Raw genomic sequence first — 20,014 nt, forward strand, 5'->3', positions numbered from 1 at the left:
TTCATCGTGGACTTCAGTTCGAGCATCTCGCCCTGGGCGTCGACGGTGATCTCGCGCGACAGGTCGCCGTCGGCGACGGCGGTCGCGACCGAGGAGATGTTGCGCACCTGCGCGGTCAGGTTCGACGCCATGAGGTTGACGTTGTCGGTCAGGTCCTTCCAGATGCCCGAGACACCCTGGACGTTCGCCTGGCCTCCGAGCTTGCCCTGGCTGCCGACCTCGCGGGCCACCCTCGTGACCTCGTCGGCGAAGCTGGACAGCTGGTCGACCATCGTGTTGACGGTGTTCTTGACATCGGCGACCTCGCCGGAGGCGCGGACGGTGATCTTCTGGTTCAGGTCGCCGGCGGCTACGGCGCTGGTGACCTTCGCGATGTTGCGGACCTGGTCGGTGAGGTTCGTCGCCAGCTGGTTCACGTTCTCGGTCAGATCGCGCCAGGTGCCGGAGACGCCGAACACCTGCGCCTGGCCGCCGAGGCGGCCCTCGGTGCCGACCTCGCGGGCCACGCGCGTGACCTCGGCCGAGAAGTTCGACAGCTGGTCGACCATGGTGTTGACGACGCTCTTGAGCTCGAGGATCTCGCCTTGGGCCGGCACGGAGATCTTCTTGGTCAGGTCGCCGGTGGCGACGGCGGTGGCGACGGAGGCGATGTCGCGGACCTGGTCGGTCAGGGACGAGGCCATCGAGTTGACGTTGTCGGTCAAGTCCTTCCAGGTGCCCGAGACGTCCGGCACGTTGGCCTGGCCGCCGAGGCGGCCCTCGGTGCCGACCTCGCGGGCCACGCGCGTGACCTCGCCGGCGAAGATCTGGAGGGTCTCGGTCAGGGAGTTGATCGTGTCGGCCAGCTCGGCGACCTCGCCGGAGGCGTTGACGGTGATCTTCTGCTTCAGGTCACCGGCGGCAATCGCTTGCGTCACGGTTGAGATCGAGCGGACCTGGTCGGTCAGGTTCGAGGCCATGGTGTTCACCGCGTCGGTGAGGCTGCGCCAGGTGCCCGAGACGCCCTTGACGTCGGCCTGGCCGCCGAGCTTGCCGTCGGTGCCGACCTCCTGGGAGACGCGCGTGACCTCGGCGGCGAAGCTGCGCAGCAGGCCCACCATCTGGTTCACGGTCTCGCCGAGGCGCCGGAACTCGCCGCGCAGCTGCTTGCCCTCGAACTCGAGCGCGGCCTCCTGCGTCAGGTCGCCCGCGGCAACCGCTTCCAGAACGCGGCCCAGCTCGGTGGTGGGCCGCACCAGCTCTTCGACGAGCCGGTTGACGCTGGCTGCGCCGTCCCTCCAGCCGCCGTCGAGGTGCTCGATGTCGAGCCGGTGGTTCCACGAGCCCTCCTGGCCGACCACGCGGGCGATGAGCGCCAGGTCGCGGATCTGGCGGTCGGCCTGCTCGACCACGGCGTTGAAGCGGTCGACGACCTCTCCGGCCAGGCCCTCGCCGCGCGGCAACCGCACCGAGAAGTCACCTCGCTCGATCGCGCCCAGGGCGTCGGCCAGGGTGCGGAGCAGGTCGGATTCGTCCGTCGGGTTCGCGGGGGCTGTTCGGGAAGCGGTGTCCGTCATGGCGTTCTTCCTCAGCTGCGGGTACAGGCTCGCCTTACAGGTTGTCACACTGAGGCGGTAAACGTGAAGGCAGGTTACGCAGAGCATTGTGTTCAGTCACCGCAGGTAGCGACCATAAAACTGAAGAATGTCCGCAACCGGTGGCCTATGTGGGGCGTGTGGGCTCTGTTGGCAAGGCCGCGAGGGAGAGTCCAGTCATTGGACCTCGCGCCATCGCCCGAGAACCGGCACGAAACCCGAAACAGGAGCTCTATGTCCCCCCGCATCAGGTCCGGCCTCCGCATCGCGGGCGCCGGAGTCGCCGCAGCGGCCCTCACTCTCGCGGCGGCAGCCCCCGCCCTCGCCCAGGACACAGCTGTTGACGCACACTTCTCGCTGTCCGTCAACTCCGTCTGGGGCCACGAGCCGGCCGTCTATGAAGACGGTCAGTACGGCGTCTTCAGCCCGATCCTCGACGAGGAAACGGTAACCAAGGACACCGAGCCGTTCACCGTCACCACCGTGTTCGACTTCTCAGCCGCCGAAGGCCAGCTCGAAATCGAACTCGTCGACGACGAGCGGTGCGAGACCGCGGACTCAGTTGTCACCTGCATCGACGAGAACATCGACCACGACGCCATGTGGAGACTCGACCTCGGCGATTACTACTTCCGGGTCTCCGTCGGCGAGGACGGCGACCCCGGCGACGAGGTCCCCTACCGGGCCAGCGTCGCGATCGACGGCGAGATCGTCGACGAGGTCGAGGACTTCATCAAGATCAGCGACGAGTACGGCACCTGGGAATACGATCCCAGCATGGACCACTCGACCGATCACGAGCCGGGAGACTACGACCTGGCCGTCCCGGACTATGACATCCAGGGCGCATCGGGCGAGACCGTGACTGTCTCCCTCGACACCACCAACCTCGGCCCGCTCGACGCCCAGGCCCCGATACACGTCGGCGCCGGTGAAGGCTCCTACGGCGTCCGGGTGCAGCTGCCCACCGGCACCGAACCCGCCTGGGACGAGACCGACTCGTTCTCCGAGGACGGCGTCTACTGCTCGCTGGCCTCGTCGTTCCCTCTCATCGACCGGGACTTCCCCCGCGACACCGGCATCACCAACCGCCAGATCAACTGCTGGTTCGACTCCGTCGCCGTCGACGAGCAAGTCAACCTGCAGTTCCCGGTCACGATCGTCGCCGCCGAGCCTGCCGCCGACGGCATCATCGCGCTGACCGAATCCATGGAGCTCGACGCCGACTACAGCAACAACGTCGCGGTCCTCAGCCTCAACAGCGCACAGACCGACCCCGGCGACGACACTCCCACCGACCAAGCCGGCAGCGAGAAGCTGCCGAAGACCGGCGGCAGCTCGATCGTCATGGTCTCGGCCGCCGCGGCCGCGATCGCGGCCGGCGCCGTGGTCTTCTTCGTGCTGCGCCGCCGCAAGCTCGCCCAGAACTGGGAGTAAGCCCTTACGCCGCAAGGCAACAGATAAACACCAGTCACAGCGACGGCCGCCCCGGACTCCACCGCCGGGGCGGCCGTCCCTCATTCACCCCGCCGGTACCGGACACGAAGGCGACGCCGTCATAGACTGGGCCCCGTGACGTACCCCGAGAGGGCCACCCGCAGGCTCCGACTGCCTGCCGACGACCGATCCCCCGCCACCGCCCGCGCCGCCGTCAGAACGGTCCTGGCCGAGGCCGGGCTCGGCGAGCTGCTCGACGAGACCCTGCTGCTCACCACCGAGCTCGCCACCAACGGCGTCGTCCACGCCGGAACCGACATCAACCTCACCGTCGCCGCCGACTCCATCGGCGTGCGCGTCACCGTCACCGACTACCGCTCCGGCGGGATCGAACCGGCCGACATGAACGCCATGCCCGAGGTCACCGCCGAAGGCGGGCGCGGCCTGCTCCTGGTCGACCGCTTCGCCTCCTCGTGGGGCACCACCCACGACGCCACCGGCAAGTCGATCTGGTTCCGCATCGACCGCGACCCCGCGGCGCCCCCGCCCGAGCGGCCCGCCCGCGGCATCGACGTCCCCGACGGCCCCGTCACCGACCTCGGCCAGCTCGCCGCGCTCCTGACAGTCTCCCCCGCGCTCCAGTCGCGCCTGCCGGTCGAGCAGCTCGTCGCCGAGCTCCTCGCCCGGCTCCACGACGCCACCGCCGCCGCCGGCGGCGCCCTCGAATACGACCCCGGAGACGGCTCCGGCGCCTCGATCCTCGCGAAGTTCGGCGACACCGCCGCGCCCGCGGTCACCGTCGAGATGCCGCTGACCGCTCCCGCCTGCGGGAAGCTTCAACTCGCCGGCGACGCCGGCCCGTCCTGGCGCCCCCTCGCCCAGCTCACCGCAGAACGCGTCGCGCTGGCCCTCCAGATCGACCGGATGCGCACCGACGAGCAGCGCCGCTCCGGCTGGCTCACGTACCTCGCCGAGGCCGGGGAGCTGCTGGCCCACTCCCTCGAAGAGCACCTCACCGTCGCCCTCATCCCCCAGCTCATCGTCCCTCAGCTCGGCCGTTGGGCCGCCGTCCATTTGCGCGGCGACGGCGGGACGCTGCGCCTGGCGGCGCTCAGCCACGCGGAGGAGCGCGAACTCGAGTTGTGGCGGTCGCACCTCGGCACCGCCTCGGCCGCCCTCGAGGCGTCCCTGGCCACCGACGGGTGGACCGGCATGGAGCTGCCGATGCCGCGAGGCATCGACGGCGTCGCACTCCCGCTGTCGGCGAGGGGCACGACCATCGGGGTCCTCTCGGTGGGCCGCCCGGCCCAACGCCGGCACTCGACCGAGGAGCGCGCCGTCGTCGCCGACCTCGCGAAGCGCTCGGCGCTCGCGCTCGACAACGCCCGCATCCACGCCGAGCGGGCCGCGGTCGCGCACGAGCTCCAGTCCGCGCTCATGCCCGGGACGCTCCCGGAGGTCTCCGGGGTCTCCTTCGCCGCCGAGTACCTGCCGGCCGAGGCGTTCGGCACCGAGGTCGGCGGCGACTTCTACGACGCGACCGAGCTGCCCGACGAGCGGCTGTGGGTCGCGATCGGCGACGTGTGCGGCAAGGGCGCCCAGGCCGCGGCCGTCACCGGCGTCGTCCGCGACGTGCTGCGGGTCATGGCCCGCGACGGCCGTCCCATGCCGCGCGCCCTGGAGCTGCTGAACTCGACGCTGCTGGACCAGCCCGGCGACTACCGGTACGCCACGATCGCCTCGGCTCTGCTCGACCGCGACGGCGACGCGATCGCCGCGACCCTGTGTCTGTCCGGGCACGACCGCCCGCTGCTGCTGCGCGCCGACGGCGAGGTGGAGTGGGTCGGCCGGGAGGGCACCGCCGTCGGGCTGTTCCCGCACGTGAAGGTGAACCCGCGGCAGGTGCGCCTCGAAGTCGGCGATGCGCTGGTGTTCTTCACGGACGGGGTGACCGAGCGGCGGGACGTGTCGGTCATGTTCGGCCACGACCGCGTCGTCAAGGCCGTCCGGGACGTGGCGGGGAAATCGGCCCGTTCGATCGCCACCGCGCTGCTGGAAGCGGTCCAGACGTTCTCACCGGACTCGCCGAGGGACGACATCGCGATCCTCGTCGTCCGCTGCGACGGAATGTGAGAACGGGCCGCGCCGATGGCGCGGCCCGTTCGGTCGATCCGGGTTAGTCGCCGAAGTCCGAGACGCGCGTCGCGCCGTAGTAGACGTTGCCGTGGTCGATCCTGACGACCTTGACGACGCTGCGGGAGTTCGGCGCGTGGACGATGTAGCCGTTGCCGATGGCCATGCCGACGTGGCTCAGGCTGTTGTAGAACACCAGGTCGCCGGGCCTGATCTCGTCGCGGGAGATCTTCGCGGTCATGTTGTACTGCGCGGCGGCGTTGTGCGGCAGGGAGATCCCGACCTGCGCGTAGGCGTCGAGCATGAGGCCGGAGCAGTCGTACTGGTTCGGCCCGGCCGCGCCCCACACGTACTGGTCGCCGATCTGGTCGAGCGCGTGCATCACGACGTCGGCCCGGTCGCCGTCCATGTACGGCAGCTGGTAGTTCTGGACCGCGTCACCCGAGACTGTTCGCCACTCGGCTTCGAGGTCGTCCATTCGGGCCTCGATCTCGGTCTTCTTGTCCTCCAGCTCGGCCTTGTCGGTCTCCAGGTCCTCCTGGAGCTCGGTGAGCAGGTCGAGCTGCGTGGTGTACTCCTCGGTGGCCGTGTTCAGCTCGGCCATGAGGTCGAAGTCGTACATGTTCGCGGAGTTGAGCCGGTCGAGGCGTTCCACGAACGCCTGGGGGGAGCCCGATTCGAGGAGGAGCGCCGTGTCGCCGATACCTTGGTCCACATAGGTCTCGGTGATGAAGCCGGCGAGGCGCTCCTGCAGGTCGTCGAGATCGGCCGCGGACTCTTCGAGCCCGGCCTCGACCTCGTCGATCATCTCCTCGTTGTCGGCGATCTCGACCGCGAGGGCGTTGTACTCCTCGATCGTGGTGTTGAGATCGTCGTCCACGCTCTGGATCTCGTCCTCGACCGCCTCGCGGTCGCGCTGGGCCCAGGCGGGGGTCGAGGCGACCGCCGATACGAGAAGGCCGCCGACCAGAGCGGCGGACGTCCATTTGCGTCGGAGGTGCGGATGCTTCACGAGGAGGGCGCTCCTTCGGGGTGTCTGAAGTCTGGGGACGGACCGAAGATGAGCCTAGCGCGCGTGACGGGGCGTGGGAAGGGCCCGGGCATGACAAATTCGCAGCGTGACGCCCATTCCACGGATGGTGCGGCGCTCCGGTGAGTTGCCTGGGAGTTCCGGTACGATGTGCGTCATGGTCTTCACGATGTGTCGCTGTCGCCGGTGTCCCGGCACCCGCTGAGCCCCCGGCTCTCCGTTCGCGCACCCGTTCCGACACATCGAAAGCCGATCTCCATGCCTGATCTGACGCTCACCGTCCTGGAGGCCGACCGCCTCCGCTCCCTCGCCTCGTTCTACGCCGGGCACCTCGCGCTGCGCCCCCGGTTCTCCAAGTCGAGCCGCTGGGCCCGACGCGTCCTGGCCGGCCCCGGCCACGAGGCGTGGCTGCTGGGCTGGCTGCCCGGGCAGGGAACCGAGCTGCACGACCACGGCGGCCTCGACCGCCCCGCCGCCGCAGCCGTCACCGTCGTCTCGGGCCGATTGGGCGAGTACACGGTGCGGCCTGGCGCCTTCCCTCGACTGGAGCGGGCCGAGCTGGCGCCGGGCGAGGTGTCGACGGTCGACGACCGGACCGTCCACGCCATGCGCAACGACTCCGACGCGCCCGCGGTGAGCCTGCACGTCTATTCGCCGGGCCTGGACGCGATGCGCACCTACCTGTTCGACGAGACCGGGCTGGCGCCGTCGGCCGTCAAGCGCGCCGGCGAGGACTGGTAGCCGACAGGACCGCCCCGACCGCCTGGGGCAGGGCCGCGGCGACGTCCGAGGCGGTGACGGTTCGCCGTCCCCTCGATGCGATCCCGGCGGCCCGACCGTGCAGGAACGCCGCGGCGACGGCGGCGCTGACGGCGTCCATGCCGGAGGCCAGCAGCGAGGTCAGGAAGCCACCGAGGACGTCCCCGGAACCGGCGGTGGCCAGCGCGGGCCGCCCGGACGGGTTGGCCCAGACGGCGCCGTCGGGACCGGCGATGACGGTGTGGTGCCCCTTGAGCAGGACGGTGCAGTTGAGTCGCTTGGCGAGTGCGGCCGCCGCGGCGGCGCGGTCGTCGCCGGGCGGCGAACCGTAGAGGCGCTCGAATTCACGGTCGTGCGGAGTGAGGACGACGGGGGCCTCGCGTCCGGACAGGACCGACGGGTGTTCGCCGATGAGCGTCAGGGCGTCCGCGTCCATGACGGCCGGGACCGAGCAGGCGAGGACGGCGCGCAGTTCGGCCAGGGCCCGTTCGTCGGTGCCGATGCCGGGGCCGACGAGCCAGGCCTCGACGCGCCCGGCCTCCTCGACGGTCTCGGTGGAGACGACTTCGGCGTACCTGCGGCGCACGTGGTCGGCGGCGGCGCCGGCGTAGCGGACGTAGCCGGCGGGGCCGGCGAGGGCGCCGGAGGCGGCGAGGACGGCGGCGCCGGGGTAGCGGTCGGATCCGGCGGCGACGCCGACGACGCCCCGGGTGTACTTGTCGTCCTCGGGCCCTGGGGTGTGCCACCAGGAGCGGATGTCGGTCTCGGCGGCGACGGTGACGACCGGGTGCGGGTCGAGATAGGGCGTGAGCCCGATGTCGACGAATTCGAGGCGGCCGGTGCGCAGGGCGGCCTCGCCGAGGACGTGGCAGGGTTTGCGGGCTCCGAAGGTGACGGTGACATCGGCGGTGACGGCCCCTGCCGGGACGGCGCCGGTGTCGACCTCGACGCCGGAGGGGACGTCGACGGCGATGACGGTGCCGGCGCTGATGCGGCCGAGGAGGTCGGCGGCGCGGTCGGGCAGGCCGGGGCGGCCGCCGATGCCGAGGATGCCGTCGAGGAGGAGGTCGCAGTCTTCGGGCGGGTCTTCGGTGAGGCGCCCGCCGGCGCGGTTGAGCGCGGCGGCGGCGAAGGGGTGGACGCGCGTGCCCATGACGGGGACGGCGAAGACGCGGGCGCCGCGCTCGGCGAGGCGGGCGGCGGCGAACAGGGCGTCACCGCCGTTGTCGCCGGGCCCGGCGAGGACGGTCACGGTGGAGCCGTAGACGTTCCCGGGGTCCTGCTTGAGGATCCGGGCGGCCGCTGAGGCGAGCCCCGCGGCGGCGCGCTGCATGAGCGTGCCCGGTGGGAGCTTCGGCATGAGTTCGGCTTCCGCGCGGCGAACCGCCGCCGATGACCAAGCTGCGTCCATGGGACTGCCCCTCTCACACCGTTTCGGCGATCACCACCGCTGTCGCGATACCGCCATCATGCGACAGCGACACATGCCAGCGCGAGACGCCACGCTGAGCGGCGGCTTCCGCCACCGATCCGGTGACGGAGAGCGAGGGGCTGCCGTCGGGGGCGGAGAGGATTTCGCAGTCGGCCCAATGCATTCCGTTTGGGGCGCCGAGGGCTTTGGCGACCGCTTCCTTGGCGGCGAAGCGGGCGGCGAGGGATTCGGTGCGGCGCGGGATCCCGTCGGGGGTCGAGCGTTCGGCGTCGGTGAAGAGCTTGTCGGCCACGGTCGGGGTGCGCTCCAGCACCCGCTCGAAGCGCTCCACTGCCACTACGTCTATGCCCACCGCGACGATCACCAATCAAGAGTGCCACGGGATCAGGCGGGATGCCCCTTTTCGCGGCAGTTCATCCTCGCGGGTGAGGCCGTCGGCGCCGCAGGGATGTCACGGATCGGAGTGCGCGCCCGGCCGAGACGCTGCCGCGGGGCCTCGCTCACGGGCGCCGGTGATTCGCCGCTGGGGAGAGCCATGGGCGCACTATGACGCGGCGCGTCCCAGAGCCTCTGACAGCGCGCGGGTGAATTCGCGGGCGCTGTCGGTGTAGAAGAGGATCATCGAGCCGTCCTTCTTGTGGAGGATCGCCGATTCCAGGCCCTTTCGGGGATGGTGGAACATCTTCTGGTAGTGGAGGCGATTCGATTCGGCTCCGAGCTCCTTCGCCTGCTCCCGCAGGTCGGCAAGCTGCTCGACCTGGTCGGGACGGAGTCGCTCCATTTCCCTGCGAATCCGGTTGGAGACGTTGGACAACTCAAGGTCGCGTACGGCCAAGGACTTCTCGCTCTCATCGGGCCAGTGTGCCGCGCGCCGCTCCGCCTCGGTCCAGTCGGCCTCGACCCGGGCCTGGGCCACCGAGGCGGGGTCCAGTTCGGACAGCGGTGTCCTGATGCGGTAGTACATGACCTCGGTGTCGGTGATGCGGATGCGATACCGGAAGCCGACCAGGAACCGGGCCGGAACCAGGATGACCAGCAGGATCGCACCGTGGAGGTAGGCCAGTGACAGCCACTCCTCGCCGGTGGAGGGCGTCCGGCCCTGTGCCAGTCGGACCAGGGCCAGGATGCAGAGGTAGACGATGGCGAAGGCTAGGACGAGCTTCGGCGGGGTCTTCTCCTTGTATCGATACATTCACTCGAGGTTAATGCATCATTGCGAACTTCTCCTCTGCCAGCGCGCCAACGCTTTTCGACCGGCACCCGGACCGACCGGCTGCACCGTCTTCACACCGACGGGCCCCGACCGCCTGAGCGGTGTGGGCCCGCGGAGTCCGTCGTCCGGTTAGCAGACGGCCGGTTCGACCCAGGAGCATTCCATCTGGATCTGGTCTTCGTCGGCCACTTCGGCCGGGATCTGCGGCTCTTCGATTCGTTCGAGGTTGCTGAACGTGGCGATCTCGGATTCGCTCGAGTCCGCGCCGTTGCCGGCGATCGTCGCCGCGATCTGGTCCTCGATGTCCTTGACCGTCCAGTACAGGAAGTCGTTGGTCATGATGCTGAAGGCGAGCTCGCGGCCGTCGGCGTCGGTCGCGAAGCCGGACAGGGCCGAGACGCTGGTGAGCGAGCCGGTCTTGGCGTGGACGTTCCCGGCGGCGGGAGTGCCGCACATGCGGCTGGCCAGGGTGCCGTCCTCGCAAGCGATCGGCAGCGCGTCGTACCAGGTGTCGAACCAGGTCGCGTCCTTGGCGCCGACGAGGAGGTCGGTGATCATCGCGGGCGAGATCAGGTTCTGCCGGGACAGGCCCGAGCCGTCGTCGAAGCGGATCGGGCCGGTGTCCACACCGTACTTCTCGATCGCGGCGTACAGCGCGGCCTTGCCGCTGCTGAAGGTGCCCTCGCCGCTCGCCTCATAGCCCATGGTCTTGAGCAGGGCTTCGGCGTGGGAGCTGTTGGAGGGCTTGAGGAGGCCGGCCATCAGCTCCGACAGGGGCTTCGATTCGCGGCTCGCCAGGACCTGCTCGCCCTGCGGCGTGGTCTCGCCGGTCCGGACATCGCCGGCGACGGTGATGCCGTTGTCGGCCAGCGCGTCCTCGAACACCGAGGCGGCGAGCCCGGCCGGGTCGATGACCGCGCGGGTGCCGTAGGTGCCGTTCGAGTCCTCGGCGACGGTGCCGGTGACGCGGACGGTGTTGCCGCCCTTGTCGCGGTTGATGGACACGGAGGTGCCGGATCCGGCCGCGCCGGTGACGGCGTCGTTGACCACGGTCACGTAGTCGTTGGCGGGAGTCATGGAGATGGAGGCCGGGTCGCCTTCGCCTGCACCGGGGTCGACGAAGACGCGGACGGTGCCGGCGTTGAGGTCGTCGCCGGAGGCGATGGTCAATGCCGAGACCTCGGAGGCGTACAGGTACTGCAGGTCGCCCCATTCCCACTTGCCGAGGCGCTCGTCGTCGAAGGCCGTGTCGTCGGCCACGAGGTCGCCGTCGATACGGCTGACGCCGTTGTCGGCCAGTTCGGCGGCGAGGGCGTCGTAGTCGGCTTCGAGCATGGTCGGGTCGCCGGAGCCGCGCACGTAGAGGTCGCCGTCGACGACGCCGTCCTCGGGCCGGTCGCCGATGACGTCGGTGGTGTAGGTGTAGTCCGCGCCGAGTGTCTCCAGGGCTGCCGCGGCGGTGGCGATCTTGTTGTTGGAGCCGGCGTTGGCCCGCTTGTCGCCGTTGTGGTCGTAGAGGATGTCGCCGGTGTCGGCGTCGGCGACGACGACGCCGACCTGGGAGTCGGTGAGCCGGGCGTCGGCGAGGATCGCGTCGATGGCTTCGGCCAGCGCCTCGTCGCCGGTCTCCTGCGCTTGCGCGACTACGGTTCCGGCGATGCCGAGTGCGGTCGCGGCGCCTGCTGCGACCAGGCCGGTGATCAAGGTTCGTTTTCTCACGACGTGAGTGTATATGTCGTGACCTGTCGGCGGGTGCCACAGAACGAAGGTGCGCCGCCCACTCGGACGACGCACCTTGCGCTGCTTGACGAACGTAGGGGCAACTATTCCACAGTGACCGACTTGGCGAGGTTCCGAGGCTGATCGATGTCCTTGCCCAGGGCCGTGGCCAGTTCTGCGGCGAACTCCTGGAGCGGGACGGCGGTCAGCAGGGGCGCGAGCAGCGTCGGGGAGGCCGGGGTCTCGATCACGTGGTCGGCGTGGACGCGGGTGATGTCGTCGCCGGCCTCGCACACCGCGATGACTCTGGCGCCGCGGGCCTTCACCTCTTGGATGTTGGAGATGATCTTGTCGTGCAGCAGGGACCGGCCCCGCGGGCTGGGCACGATCGCGATCACGGGAGTGCCGTCCTCGATCAGGGAGATCGGGCCGTGCTTGAGCTCGCCGGCGGCGAAGCCCTCGGCGTGGATGTAGGCGAGTTCCTTGAGTTTCAGGGCGCCTTCGAGGGCGACCGGGTATCCGACGTGTCGGCCGATGAACAGCACGCGGCCGAACGGCGCCGAGTCGCGGGCCATGGCGCGGACCGGTTCGAGGTTCTCCAGGAGCGCGGCGATCTTGTCGGGGGTGGCGACGAGCTCGTCGAGGACGGCCGAGACCTCGTCGGCGTACATGATGCCGCGGGTCTGGGCGAGGTGGAGGCCGACGAGGTAGCAGGCGGCCAGCTGGGTCAGGAACGCCTTGGTCGAGGCGACGGCGACCTCGATGCCCGCGCGGGTGTACAGCACCGCGTCGGATTCGCGCGGGATGGTGGAGCCGACGGTGTTCGAGATGGACAGGACGCGGGCCTTCTGGTCCTTGGCGTGGCGCACTGCCATGAGCGTGTCCATGGTCTCGCCGGACTGGGAGATCGCGACGACGAGTGTGGAGCGGTCGAGGACGGGGTCGCGGTAGCGGAACTCCGAGGAGAGCTCGACTTCGCAGGGGATGCGCGTCCAGTGCTCGATGGCGTACTTGGTGACCAGCCCGGCGTGGTAGGAGGTGCCGCAGGCGATGATGAAGACCTTGTCGACGTCGCGGAAGTCCTGGTCGGACATGCGAACCTCGTCGAGGACGATCTGCCCGGACTCGTCGATGCGCCCGCGCAGCGTGTCGGCGACCGCCTGCGGCTGCTCGTTGATCTCCTTGCGCATGAACGTGTCGTAGCCGCCCTTCTCGGCGGCGGCGATGTCCCAGTCGACCGAGTAGGGCTTGCCTTCGGAGGGGTTCCCGGCGAAGTCGCGGACGGCGATGCCCGAGCGGTCGATGGTGACGATCTGGTCCTGTCCGAGCTCGACGGCCTCGGTCGTGTAGGCGATGAACGCGGCGACGTCCGAGGCGAGGAAGTACTCGCCTTCGCCGACTCCCACGACGAGCGGGGAGTTGCGGCGGGCGCCGACGACCGTGTCGGGGTCGTCGGCGGCGACTGCCAGGAGCGTGAACGCGCCTTCGAGGCGTGCGCACACGCGGGTCATGGCCTCGGTGAGGTCGCCGTCCTCGCCGTATTCGCGGCCGAGGAGCTGGGCTGCGACCTCGGTGTCGGTCTCGGAGAGGAACTCGATGCCTTCGGCCTCCAGCTCGCCTCGCAGCTGCCCGAAGTTCTCGATGATGCCGTTGTGGATGAGTGCTATCCGGCCGTCGGCCGAGATGTGCGGGTGGGCGTTGCGGTCGGAGGGGACGCCGTGGGTCGCCCAGCGCGTGTGCCCTATGCCGCAGTCGGACTCGGGCAGTCCGGCCTCGCCGAGCGCCGCTTCGAGGTTGGCGAGTTTCCCGGCCTTCTTGGCCAGGCCGAGCTCTTTTCCGGCCACCAGCGCGATGCCGGCGGAGTCATAGCCCCGGTATTCGAGCCGACGCAGCCCGTCGAGCACGACGTCGACGGCCTGGCGGTGCCCTACGTATCCCACGATTCCACACATGCGGAGAACCCTACAGCAGTTTCGCGCAAGACCCGTGCGTGGAGTAACGGTATTCGATCACACAAGTTGATCGTTTTCGTGGCACCGGACACGTTCATCCTTAGGAGACCAGTGCGATGCCTCGAGTTCCGTCGTCGTTCACGTAGCTGATCGCAACGCCGCCCGCGACCGCCGTCAACTGCGCGTCGTGGCACCACGCCTCGGGCAGGCCCTCCTCGGCCACGTCCAGGCGCTCGGCCTCGCCGTCCTCGATCTCGTAGAGCCGGCAGTCCGGGATGGTCGGGTCGAGCGAGAAGTCCGAGGTCAGCAGCGCCCGGTTGTCCGGCAGGACCGTAGCCCAGCCTCGCGCGACCTCCGCTTCCAGCGGCGTGTAGCCGAGCTTGATGGCCTTGTGGTAGAGCTGCTCACCGGTGTGCAGGTCGTAGGTCATGACGCCGAGCCACGAGCCCTGCCGGTGGGTCGCCGCGTAGCACTCGACGAGCTGGACCGTGCGCCGGCCGCCGTCACCGACGCTGGGCTTCGCCGGTGAGCTCCCGGCCTCCCCGAGGGCCTCGACGTGCGCGGTCGGGTTCGACAGGTACAGCGTCCCGCCGCACGCCGAGGTGTGCGTGGAGCCGAACACCTGGTCCCGTTTGCGCCACAGCAGCTCCCCGTCGGCGGTGTCGAAGGCGAGGAGCTTGTGCTCGAAGCGCCGGGCCGAGTAGGGGCCGTCGGAGACGCGCACCTCGGTGCGGCTGTCGATGACGACGGCGTCCTCGGTGACCAGGAAACTCTCCGGGGCCACCCGGGCGCGACGGTCGACCTCGCGCTGCCAGACCAGGGCGCCGTCGTCGAGGTCGAACGCGAGGACGTAGTCGCGGGCTACCGCCCGGTCCGGCGCCGGGACGCAGTCGGCGAGCATGACCAGGCGGGCGCCGGTCATCTGGGCGGCCGCCCCCTTGCAGCCGTTCGGCATGGTCGTCCCCCACAGTCTCGCGCCCGAGAAGTCGTAGGCGGTGAAGACCTCGCCGCGGTCGCCGACGTACAGCAACCGGTCATCCGACATGGCCATGAGCAGGCCCGGAGCGCCGCCGAAGCGGACGGTCGCGACCTCCTCGCCGGTCCGCGTGCGCAGGATCCGCGTCTGGTAGTCGTCGGGGTTGTCGGCTCTGGGACCGGAGAGCCCGACGAGATCCTGGGCATGGGACAGGACCGGGGCCTGCGAGGAACGCCAGTTCCAGCGGCGGTGGTACCAGGCGGCGGCGCCGGTGGCCGGGTCGAGGAGCGTGACCGCCTGCGGGGTCGGCTCGGCCGGGTGGTCGACGCGGAGCATCCCGTACGGGGTCTCGACGAACCGCTCGACGCCGGCCAGTTCGGTGAGTTCGTCGAACGCGGGTCCGGCACCGGCGCCCTGGACGTCGCCGACGCGCACGTCCTGGTTCGCCAGCTCGGCCCACCGCTGCATCGCGGGCGCCATCGCGGCGGCGGCCATGAAGACGATGGCGGTGCTGAGCGCGGCGATCTTTCGCCGCAGGTCTTTGGGGACGGCGACCCGACCTGCCGAGTAGCCCTCGACGACGAACTCGGAGATCGCGAGGAGCCCGCCGCCGATGACGCCGAAGACGTAGGACAGCGCCGCGACGCCGGCGCGGTGGGTGATGAACGCGGTCGGTCCCGCCTCCGGCATCGCCGAGTAGAGCGTCCACCCCGCGGCGGCGGCGAAGACGACGGTCACCAGCGCGGCGATGATGACGCGCGGACCCGAGCGGGCGGCGGTGGAGGTGAGGACGACGGCCACGAGCAGGACCGAGGCGACGGTCCCGATGATCATGTAGAGCCCCGATGACCCGGTGCTGGCCTCGGTGCCGAAGGAGGCCCACACCAGCAGCGCGGCCCAGGCGATGAGCGAGGCCTGTCCGGCCGTGCGCAGGAGGACGCGGGCCACCGGGCGCCTCATCGGAGGCCTGTCGGATCGCGGATCGGCGCGGTGCCGGCCGGGGGAAGAGGTGCTCGCGGACATGCACTCTTTCTACCCGGACCAGGGGCGCCGAAGACCGCCTTTCGGCTATTCGGCCAGCGGTTTTCCGCCCCTATGCCGGTCCGAGAGGCACCGTCGACACAGGCGTGTAGTTCGGCTGGTCGCCGGCGGGTTTGCTCGCGAAGTCCGATTTGTACAGCACGACCTGGCGCGCGATCCACGAGGGGCCGTAGTAGCGGCGCAGGGTCAGCAGGTCCTGGGCGGCCTGCTGGTTGGTGACGCGGTCGCCGGGGCGCGCTAGGGTGACGTGCGGGCGGTACTGCTTCTGGTCGACCGGCAGGTCGGCGGCCGCGAGTCCGGCGCGGATGCGGTGGACGAGCTCCACAAGCGGCGCGACGTCGCCGTCGAGACCGGCGTAGACGACCGAGTACCGGCCCCGGCCGAAGCGTCCGCCGCCGGAGACGCACAACCGCAGCGGATCACTCGCCGCGCAAGCGGCGGCGAGGATCTCGGAGGCGTCGGCGAGCCGGTCGACCGGGACTTCGCCGAGGTAGGCGAGCGTCAGGTGCCAGTTCTCGGAGCGCACGAGGCGGTTCGACTGGGCGGGGCGGCGGTTCGCGGCGCTGGGGCGCGAGCCTCGGCCGTTCGAGGCGCTGGCCCGGCGGGCGATGTTGAGGTCGGATACCACTTCGGCGAGGTCGGACACGGCGTTGTCCGGGAGCGGCAGCGCGGTGAAGAGGCGCTGCGTCCGCGTCTCGGTCTCGGCGACTGCGGCGGCGACTGTGGCACTCACTGGATTCCCTCCAGGGGCTCGCTCGGGGGTACTTGACGCGCGGCGGTATCGATGGGTTTGTCGAGCCGACGCGGCAGGGTTTGTCGCGATGTGATTAATCCTCGCAGCACCGCCGACTGTTAATTCAGTGAAATCCCACCAGACGAGACGGTAATTTCAGGGAAGTAACAGGTGGGTCGGAAATAGTCGCGCGTGGCGGGCGGTTCGCGGCGATTTGCGTGGGACCCGCGAGGACGGCCACTGGGAGGTCCCTACGGCATGGCCTTGCCCGGGAGCGCTTCGAGCCGACGGCGCAGGCGGACGTGCCTGGCGGCATACGCGAAGGCGACGGCGACGACGGACACCCCGCCGCCGAGCCACAGGCCCGCGCGGGCCCCCGCGACCTCGCACACCCAGCCGACGATCGGCGCGAACACGGCGGTCGAACCGAGGAACACCAGCAGGTACAGGGACAAGACCCTGCCGCGGAAGTCGCCGCGCACACCCATCTGGACGCGCTGGTTCGCGGCCTGCGCGAAGTAGACCATGGCGAAGCCGGTCGGCACGAGCAGGACCATGGCCGAGGCGAAGGTGGGGCCGAAGCCGGTGGCGGCGGTGAGGACGCCCAGGGCGAGCCCTGCGCCGAGCACGGTGTAGACGCCAGGGCGGTCGCTGCGGCGCCCGGAGACCAGTGCGCCGACGAGCGCGCCGACGGCGAGGGAGGTGAGCAGGAGCCCGAAGGTGTCCGCGCCGGTCGCGAACTCGGTCTTGGCCAGCATCGACAGCGTCACCGGGAAGTTGAAGGCGAAGCCGCCGACGAACAGCGTGACGACCAGGACGCCGAGCAGGTCGGGGCGGCCGGCCACGAAGCGCAGGGCCTCGCGTATGCCGCCGCTGGTGCCGGCCGAGCGCTGGACCGGGTTCGACAGGCGGCGGCGCAGCAGGATCGTGCACGCCGCGGCCGGGCCGAGGAACGCGGTCGCGTTGATCGCCAGGACGGTGCCGGTGGAGGTCGCGGCGATGAGCAGCCCGGCGACCGCCGGGCCCGCGATGCGGCTGGTGTTGAAGATGGCCGAGCCGAGGGAGATGGCGTTGGGAAGCGCCTCGGGGTCGACGATCTCGGAGTAGAACGCCTGGCGGGCCGGGCCCTCGACCACCGAGACCGAACCGAAGACGAACACCGCGAGGTAGACCATCCAGACCTCGACGAGGCCGGACAGGGCGGTGACGGCGAGCGCGCCGGAGACGGCGGCGCTGGCGATGGAGCAGAGCAGGAGGATGAGGCGCTTGTCGACGGCGTCGGCGATCTTGCCGCCCTGGAGACTGAAGAGCAGGTACGGGCCGAACTGGATGGCGAGGGACAGGCCGAGGGCGGAGCCGGAGTCGCCGGTGAGTTCGAGGACGAGCCAGCTGATCGCGGTGGTCTGGAGCCAGAAACCGAGGGTGCCGGCCAGCTGCCCGGTGGCGAAGACCCGGTAGGCCGGGTAGGTGAGAGCACGGAACGTCTGGTGCAGCTGGCGAGCGATGACTGGGGACATGGCAGTGATCCATGCTAGCCACTTACCGGCCGGCTAGCCGGCGATTATGACGAACTTCTCCCTCGCGAGCAGACGAAACGGCCGACCCCGCAGGGCCGGCCCGGCCGCGATCTGCGGACTACTTCTTCCCGGCTCCGCCGAAGAGCACGTCGTCCCAACCCGGGAGCTGGTTGCGCGGCTTCGAACCGGCCGCGGCCAGCGGGGGCGACTGCAGGTCGTCCTCGGCCGACGAGCGCTTGCCCGGACGCAGCACCGCCAGCGACGGCACCTCCGGCGTCTCGCGCTGCTCCGACACCGTCGTCCCCGGCAGGCCCAGCTGCGCCGCGTGCTGCTTCTGCCGGCCCGACGGCTCGTCGAGCGGGCGCTCGAGCACCTCCCGCAGACGGTCGCGCCGCAGCGGGTCCGGGCCGTCCCGGTCCTCCTCGCTCAGCCCGTGCATCGGGTCCCGCGAGGGCCGCGCCGGCTCACCGGGCCTGATGCCCAGATCCGAGGGCATGTCCATCGGATCCGGCACCTGCTTCGGAGCCGGGGTCGACAGGAACTGCGCCATCTCGTCATCGGGCGTCACGGCCTGCCGGGCCCGGTCGAGCTTCCAACGAGCCCGCGCCGTCGTCTTGCCCGACGACCACGAGGCGTGCACCATCCACGAACCGTCCTCGGTACGCCAGGCGTCCCACGAGACGGCCTCCGGGTCGACCCCGTGCGCGCCCAACTTCATGTCAACCACATTGGACATACGATCGCCGCGCTCCGAAGTGGCCAGCCGCGCCCGGCGGGCCGCCTGCGCGAGCATCGCCCGCTCCTGCAGCACCGGACCGGCGTAGCGAAGCACCCGGTCGACGGCGACCTGCGCCGAGGCCGCGATGTCCTCGGCGCTCTCACCGGAGCGGATGCGGGTCTGGATGTCGCGCGGCGACAGGTTGAGGTGAGTGGCGCCCCGCGGCGGGGCGCTGCGCTGGCCTGCACCGGACTGCTTCGCGGCGGACGGGCTCTCGCCCTTGGCCTTCAGCGAGTCGCCGCCGTCGGGCACGTCGACGGCCGCCGAGACCCGCTCGTCGAGCGGCAGCGCCAGCAGGCGCCCCAGCTCGTCCGCGAGCACCAAGGCGTGACCGTCCTCTGAGAGGGCTACGAACCGTACCGGCCTCATGCCTTTCACCCCTGGTGTTCTTCGTCAGCGCCGCATTGCCAGCTCATCCGAGCGTACGCCCAACCCTACCGGCGAACCACAACCACCGGGGGACGATATTCACGACTTCGCCAGCTCGGGTCGGCATTACGGATTGTCGCGGAGTCTGTCGCAGAGTACATTGGCGGACGTGTCGACCGACGGAACCTCTCCATCTTCGCCTGTCCCGTCGTCGGCGTCGCGTGATGCGTTCAAGCGGGTCAAGCGCTCGCCAGAGCTTCCGGCGCCCGACGCGGTTCAGCTGCGCATGACGCCGATCGCCGCGGGTGGGACTCTGCTGTGGACGATCGCGCTCGTGTCGGCCCAATTGTTCCGCGACGAACTGGCCGATTCCGGGCGAGAATGGTGGATCGCCTGCGCGTTCAGCGGCGTCGTCCTCGGGATCCTCGGCACGGCCGTCATGGCGGTCATGGACCGCCGTCACTTCTCGCGCCGCGGACGGGACCCACGGGATTCGTCGGAGCCCTCGTCGTCGTAGCGCGAGCCGCTCAGAGCTCTTCGGAGCCCTCGTCGTCGTAGATGGTCTCGGATTGGGCCACGCCCTGCGGGGTGGTGTCGACGTACTCGCTGATCTGCGAGTGGGCGCCGCAGCCGTGATCGGCCGAGACGACCCGGCCGTCCTCGGAGGAGAACACGTTCGCGCAGGCGCCGAACGCGACCCGCATGGCCCCGGCCAACGGCATGTAGAAGCCGCAGGTCCCGCACCGCGCGGGGGCGGGGGCGGCCTCGCTGATCGGCGCGTTCGGGCCGCGGTCGCCGTCGTACCAGCGCTGCGCGGCCTCGGCGCGCCCGTCGCGGTTGAGGACCCGCTCGCGGCCGACGCCCAGTTCGAGGGTGATGTCCTCGACGGCGTCGTCCTCGGAGTAGATGTACGCGGGCATGAGGCGGTCGTCGTCCTCGGCGGTGGGCAGGACCTCGCCGGTGCCGACCTCGCCGGCCTCCAGCCGGTCGGACCACGGCACCCACGTCGGCGGGCGCAGTGCTTCGGGACCGGGCAGCAGCGCGGTCTCCGAGACGGTGGCGACCTTGGCGCGCGGGGCGCGGCTGACCACGACGGCCCAGCGCCAGCCGCGGTAGCCGGCCAGCGTGCAGTCGAAGTAGTGGGTGACGACCCGGTCGGCCTCGGCTTCCACGCTCAGGTACTCGCCGACGCCGTCACCGGCCTCCTCGGCGGCGTCGCGGGCGAGCTCTACGGCGTCAGCGCAGATCTTGTCGAGGCGCGGCTTGCGGGTCCGGGACTTGGCTGCTGCGGTGGCGGTTGAGCTCTCAGGCACGTCTCCAAGGATAGGGCAACGTCGGCGGGACCTCACCG

At 70.4% G+C, this 20,014-nt stretch carries 16 protein-coding genes; 4 read left to right on the top strand and 12 right to left on the bottom strand.

From position 1 onward, the window contains the following. Positions 1 to 1,556, bottom strand: a 1,556-nt coding sequence (locus L0U85_RS14525) for a HAMP domain-containing protein (RefSeq protein WP_241378481.1), incomplete at its 3' end; no start/stop codon positions are given. A 252-nt stretch (positions 1,557 to 1,808) separates the two neighbouring features. On the opposite strand from L0U85_RS14525, the gene L0U85_RS14530 reads away from it, so the two are divergent. Both L0U85_RS14530 and L0U85_RS14535 read left to right on the top strand, forming a co-directional pair. Further along, positions 1,809 to 3,011 (top strand): LPXTG cell wall anchor domain-containing protein, encoded by a 1,203-nt coding sequence (locus tag L0U85_RS14530; protein ID WP_241378482.1) that lies wholly within the window; start codon positions 1,809 to 1,811, stop codon positions 3,009 to 3,011. A 135-nt stretch (positions 3,012 to 3,146) separates the two neighbouring features. After that, entirely contained in the window at positions 3,147 to 5,144 is a 1,998-nt protein-coding gene (locus tag L0U85_RS14535; protein ID WP_241378483.1) for a SpoIIE family protein phosphatase, read from the top strand. Positions 5,145 to 5,187: 43 nt separating this feature from the next. Here L0U85_RS14535 and L0U85_RS21380 read toward each other — a convergent pair whose 3' ends face one another. Next, complete coding sequence (locus L0U85_RS21380; RefSeq protein ID WP_241378484.1) at positions 5,188 to 6,156, bottom strand: NlpC/P60 family protein; 969 nt, start codon at positions 6,154 to 6,156, stop codon at positions 5,188 to 5,190. A gap of 276 nt (positions 6,157 to 6,432) precedes the next feature. On the opposite strand from L0U85_RS21380, the gene L0U85_RS14545 reads away from it, so the two are divergent. Continuing rightward, on the top strand, positions 6,433 to 6,915 hold the full coding sequence (locus L0U85_RS14545) for a cysteine dioxygenase family protein (protein ID WP_241378485.1): 483 nt from the start codon (positions 6,433 to 6,435) through the stop codon (positions 6,913 to 6,915). Here the strand turns inward: L0U85_RS14545 and L0U85_RS14550 are convergent. The 9 genes from L0U85_RS14550 to sepH all read right to left on the bottom strand — a co-directional run bounded on the left by L0U85_RS14550 (position 6,890) and on the right by sepH (position 18,663). Further along, complete coding sequence (locus L0U85_RS14550; RefSeq protein ID WP_241378486.1) at positions 6,890 to 8,344, bottom strand: NAD(P)H-hydrate dehydratase; 1,455 nt, start codon at positions 8,342 to 8,344, stop codon at positions 6,890 to 6,892. The two genes, L0U85_RS14545 and L0U85_RS14550, sit on opposite strands and share 26 nt — an antisense overlap. Positions 8,345 to 8,357: 13 nt before the next feature. Further along, positions 8,358 to 8,729: a holo-ACP synthase gene (locus L0U85_RS14555; protein WP_241378487.1), complete on the bottom strand. Its 372-nt coding sequence runs from the start codon at positions 8,727 to 8,729 to the stop codon at positions 8,358 to 8,360. Positions 8,730 to 8,909: 180 nt separating this feature from the next. Then, positions 8,910 to 9,557, bottom strand: a complete 648-nt coding sequence (locus L0U85_RS14560; protein ID WP_241378488.1) for a hypothetical protein — start codon at positions 9,555 to 9,557, stop codon at positions 8,910 to 8,912. Between the two features lie 150 nt (positions 9,558 to 9,707). Next, positions 9,708 to 11,297 (bottom strand): D-alanyl-D-alanine carboxypeptidase/D-alanyl-D-alanine-endopeptidase, encoded by a 1,590-nt coding sequence (gene dacB, locus L0U85_RS14565; protein WP_241378489.1) that lies wholly within the window; start codon positions 11,295 to 11,297, stop codon positions 9,708 to 9,710. A 104-nt stretch (positions 11,298 to 11,401) separates the two neighbouring features. After that, entirely contained in the window at positions 11,402 to 13,249 is a 1,848-nt protein-coding gene (glmS, locus tag L0U85_RS14570; protein ID WP_241378490.1) for a glutamine--fructose-6-phosphate transaminase (isomerizing), read from the bottom strand. 100 nt (positions 13,250 to 13,349) lie between these two features. Further along, entirely contained in the window at positions 13,350 to 15,173 is a 1,824-nt protein-coding gene (locus tag L0U85_RS14575; protein WP_241378491.1) for a PQQ-binding-like beta-propeller repeat protein, read from the bottom strand. Between the two features lie 145 nt (positions 15,174 to 15,318). Further along, positions 15,319 to 15,999, bottom strand: coding sequence for an RNA 2',3'-cyclic phosphodiesterase (thpR, locus tag L0U85_RS14580; protein WP_241378492.1), 681 nt, complete (start codon positions 15,997 to 15,999; stop codon positions 15,319 to 15,321). 251 nt (positions 16,000 to 16,250) lie between these two features. Beyond that, the gene (locus tag L0U85_RS14585; protein ID WP_241378493.1) at positions 16,251 to 17,516 is read right to left on the bottom strand and encodes an MFS transporter; all 1,266 of its coding nucleotides are present in this window, start codon (positions 17,514 to 17,516) and stop codon (positions 16,251 to 16,253) included. Between the two features lie 118 nt (positions 17,517 to 17,634). Further along, entirely contained in the window at positions 17,635 to 18,663 is a 1,029-nt protein-coding gene (sepH, locus tag L0U85_RS14590) for a septation protein SepH (RefSeq protein ID WP_241378494.1), read from the bottom strand. A gap of 169 nt (positions 18,664 to 18,832) precedes the next feature. Between sepH and L0U85_RS14595 the strand changes: the two genes are divergently transcribed. After that, positions 18,833 to 19,180 (top strand): DUF2530 domain-containing protein, encoded by a 348-nt coding sequence (locus tag L0U85_RS14595; protein ID WP_241378495.1) that lies wholly within the window; start codon positions 18,833 to 18,835, stop codon positions 19,178 to 19,180. A 10-nt stretch (positions 19,181 to 19,190) separates the two neighbouring features. On the opposite strand, the gene L0U85_RS14600 is transcribed toward L0U85_RS14595, so the two are convergent. Further along, the gene (locus L0U85_RS14600) at positions 19,191 to 19,976 is read right to left on the bottom strand and encodes a DUF3027 domain-containing protein (protein WP_241378496.1); all 786 of its coding nucleotides are present in this window, start codon (positions 19,974 to 19,976) and stop codon (positions 19,191 to 19,193) included. Positions 19,977 to 20,014 lie beyond the last annotated feature (38 nt).

This window comes from Glycomyces sp. L485, from assembly GCF_022548875.1.
Lineage (GTDB): Bacteria > Actinomycetota > Actinomycetes > Mycobacteriales > Micromonosporaceae > Glycomyces.

Bases quoted from the DNA above. Each gene is read 5' to 3' on its own strand.
- L0U85_RS14545 (WP_241378485.1), top strand. From the start codon at position 6,433: ATGCCTGATCTGACGCTCACCGTCCTGGAGGCCGACCGCCTCCGCTCC.
- sepH (WP_241378494.1), bottom strand. From the start codon at position 18,663: ATGAGGCCGGTACGGTTCGTAGCCCTCTCAGAGGACGGTCACGCCTTG.
- L0U85_RS14585 (WP_241378493.1), bottom strand. From the start codon at position 17,516: ATGTCCCCAGTCATCGCTCGCCAGCTGCACCAGACGTTCCGTGCTCTC.
- L0U85_RS14560 (WP_241378488.1), bottom strand. From the start codon at position 9,557: ATGTATCGATACAAGGAGAAGACCCCGCCGAAGCTCGTCCTAGCCTTC.
- L0U85_RS14550 (WP_241378486.1), bottom strand. From the start codon at position 8,344: ATGGACGCAGCTTGGTCATCGGCGGCGGTTCGCCGCGCGGAAGCCGAA.
- L0U85_RS14530 (WP_241378482.1), top strand. From the start codon at position 1,809: ATGTCCCCCCGCATCAGGTCCGGCCTCCGCATCGCGGGCGCCGGAGTC.
- glmS (WP_241378490.1), bottom strand. From the start codon at position 13,249: ATGTGTGGAATCGTGGGATACGTAGGGCACCGCCAGGCCGTCGACGTC.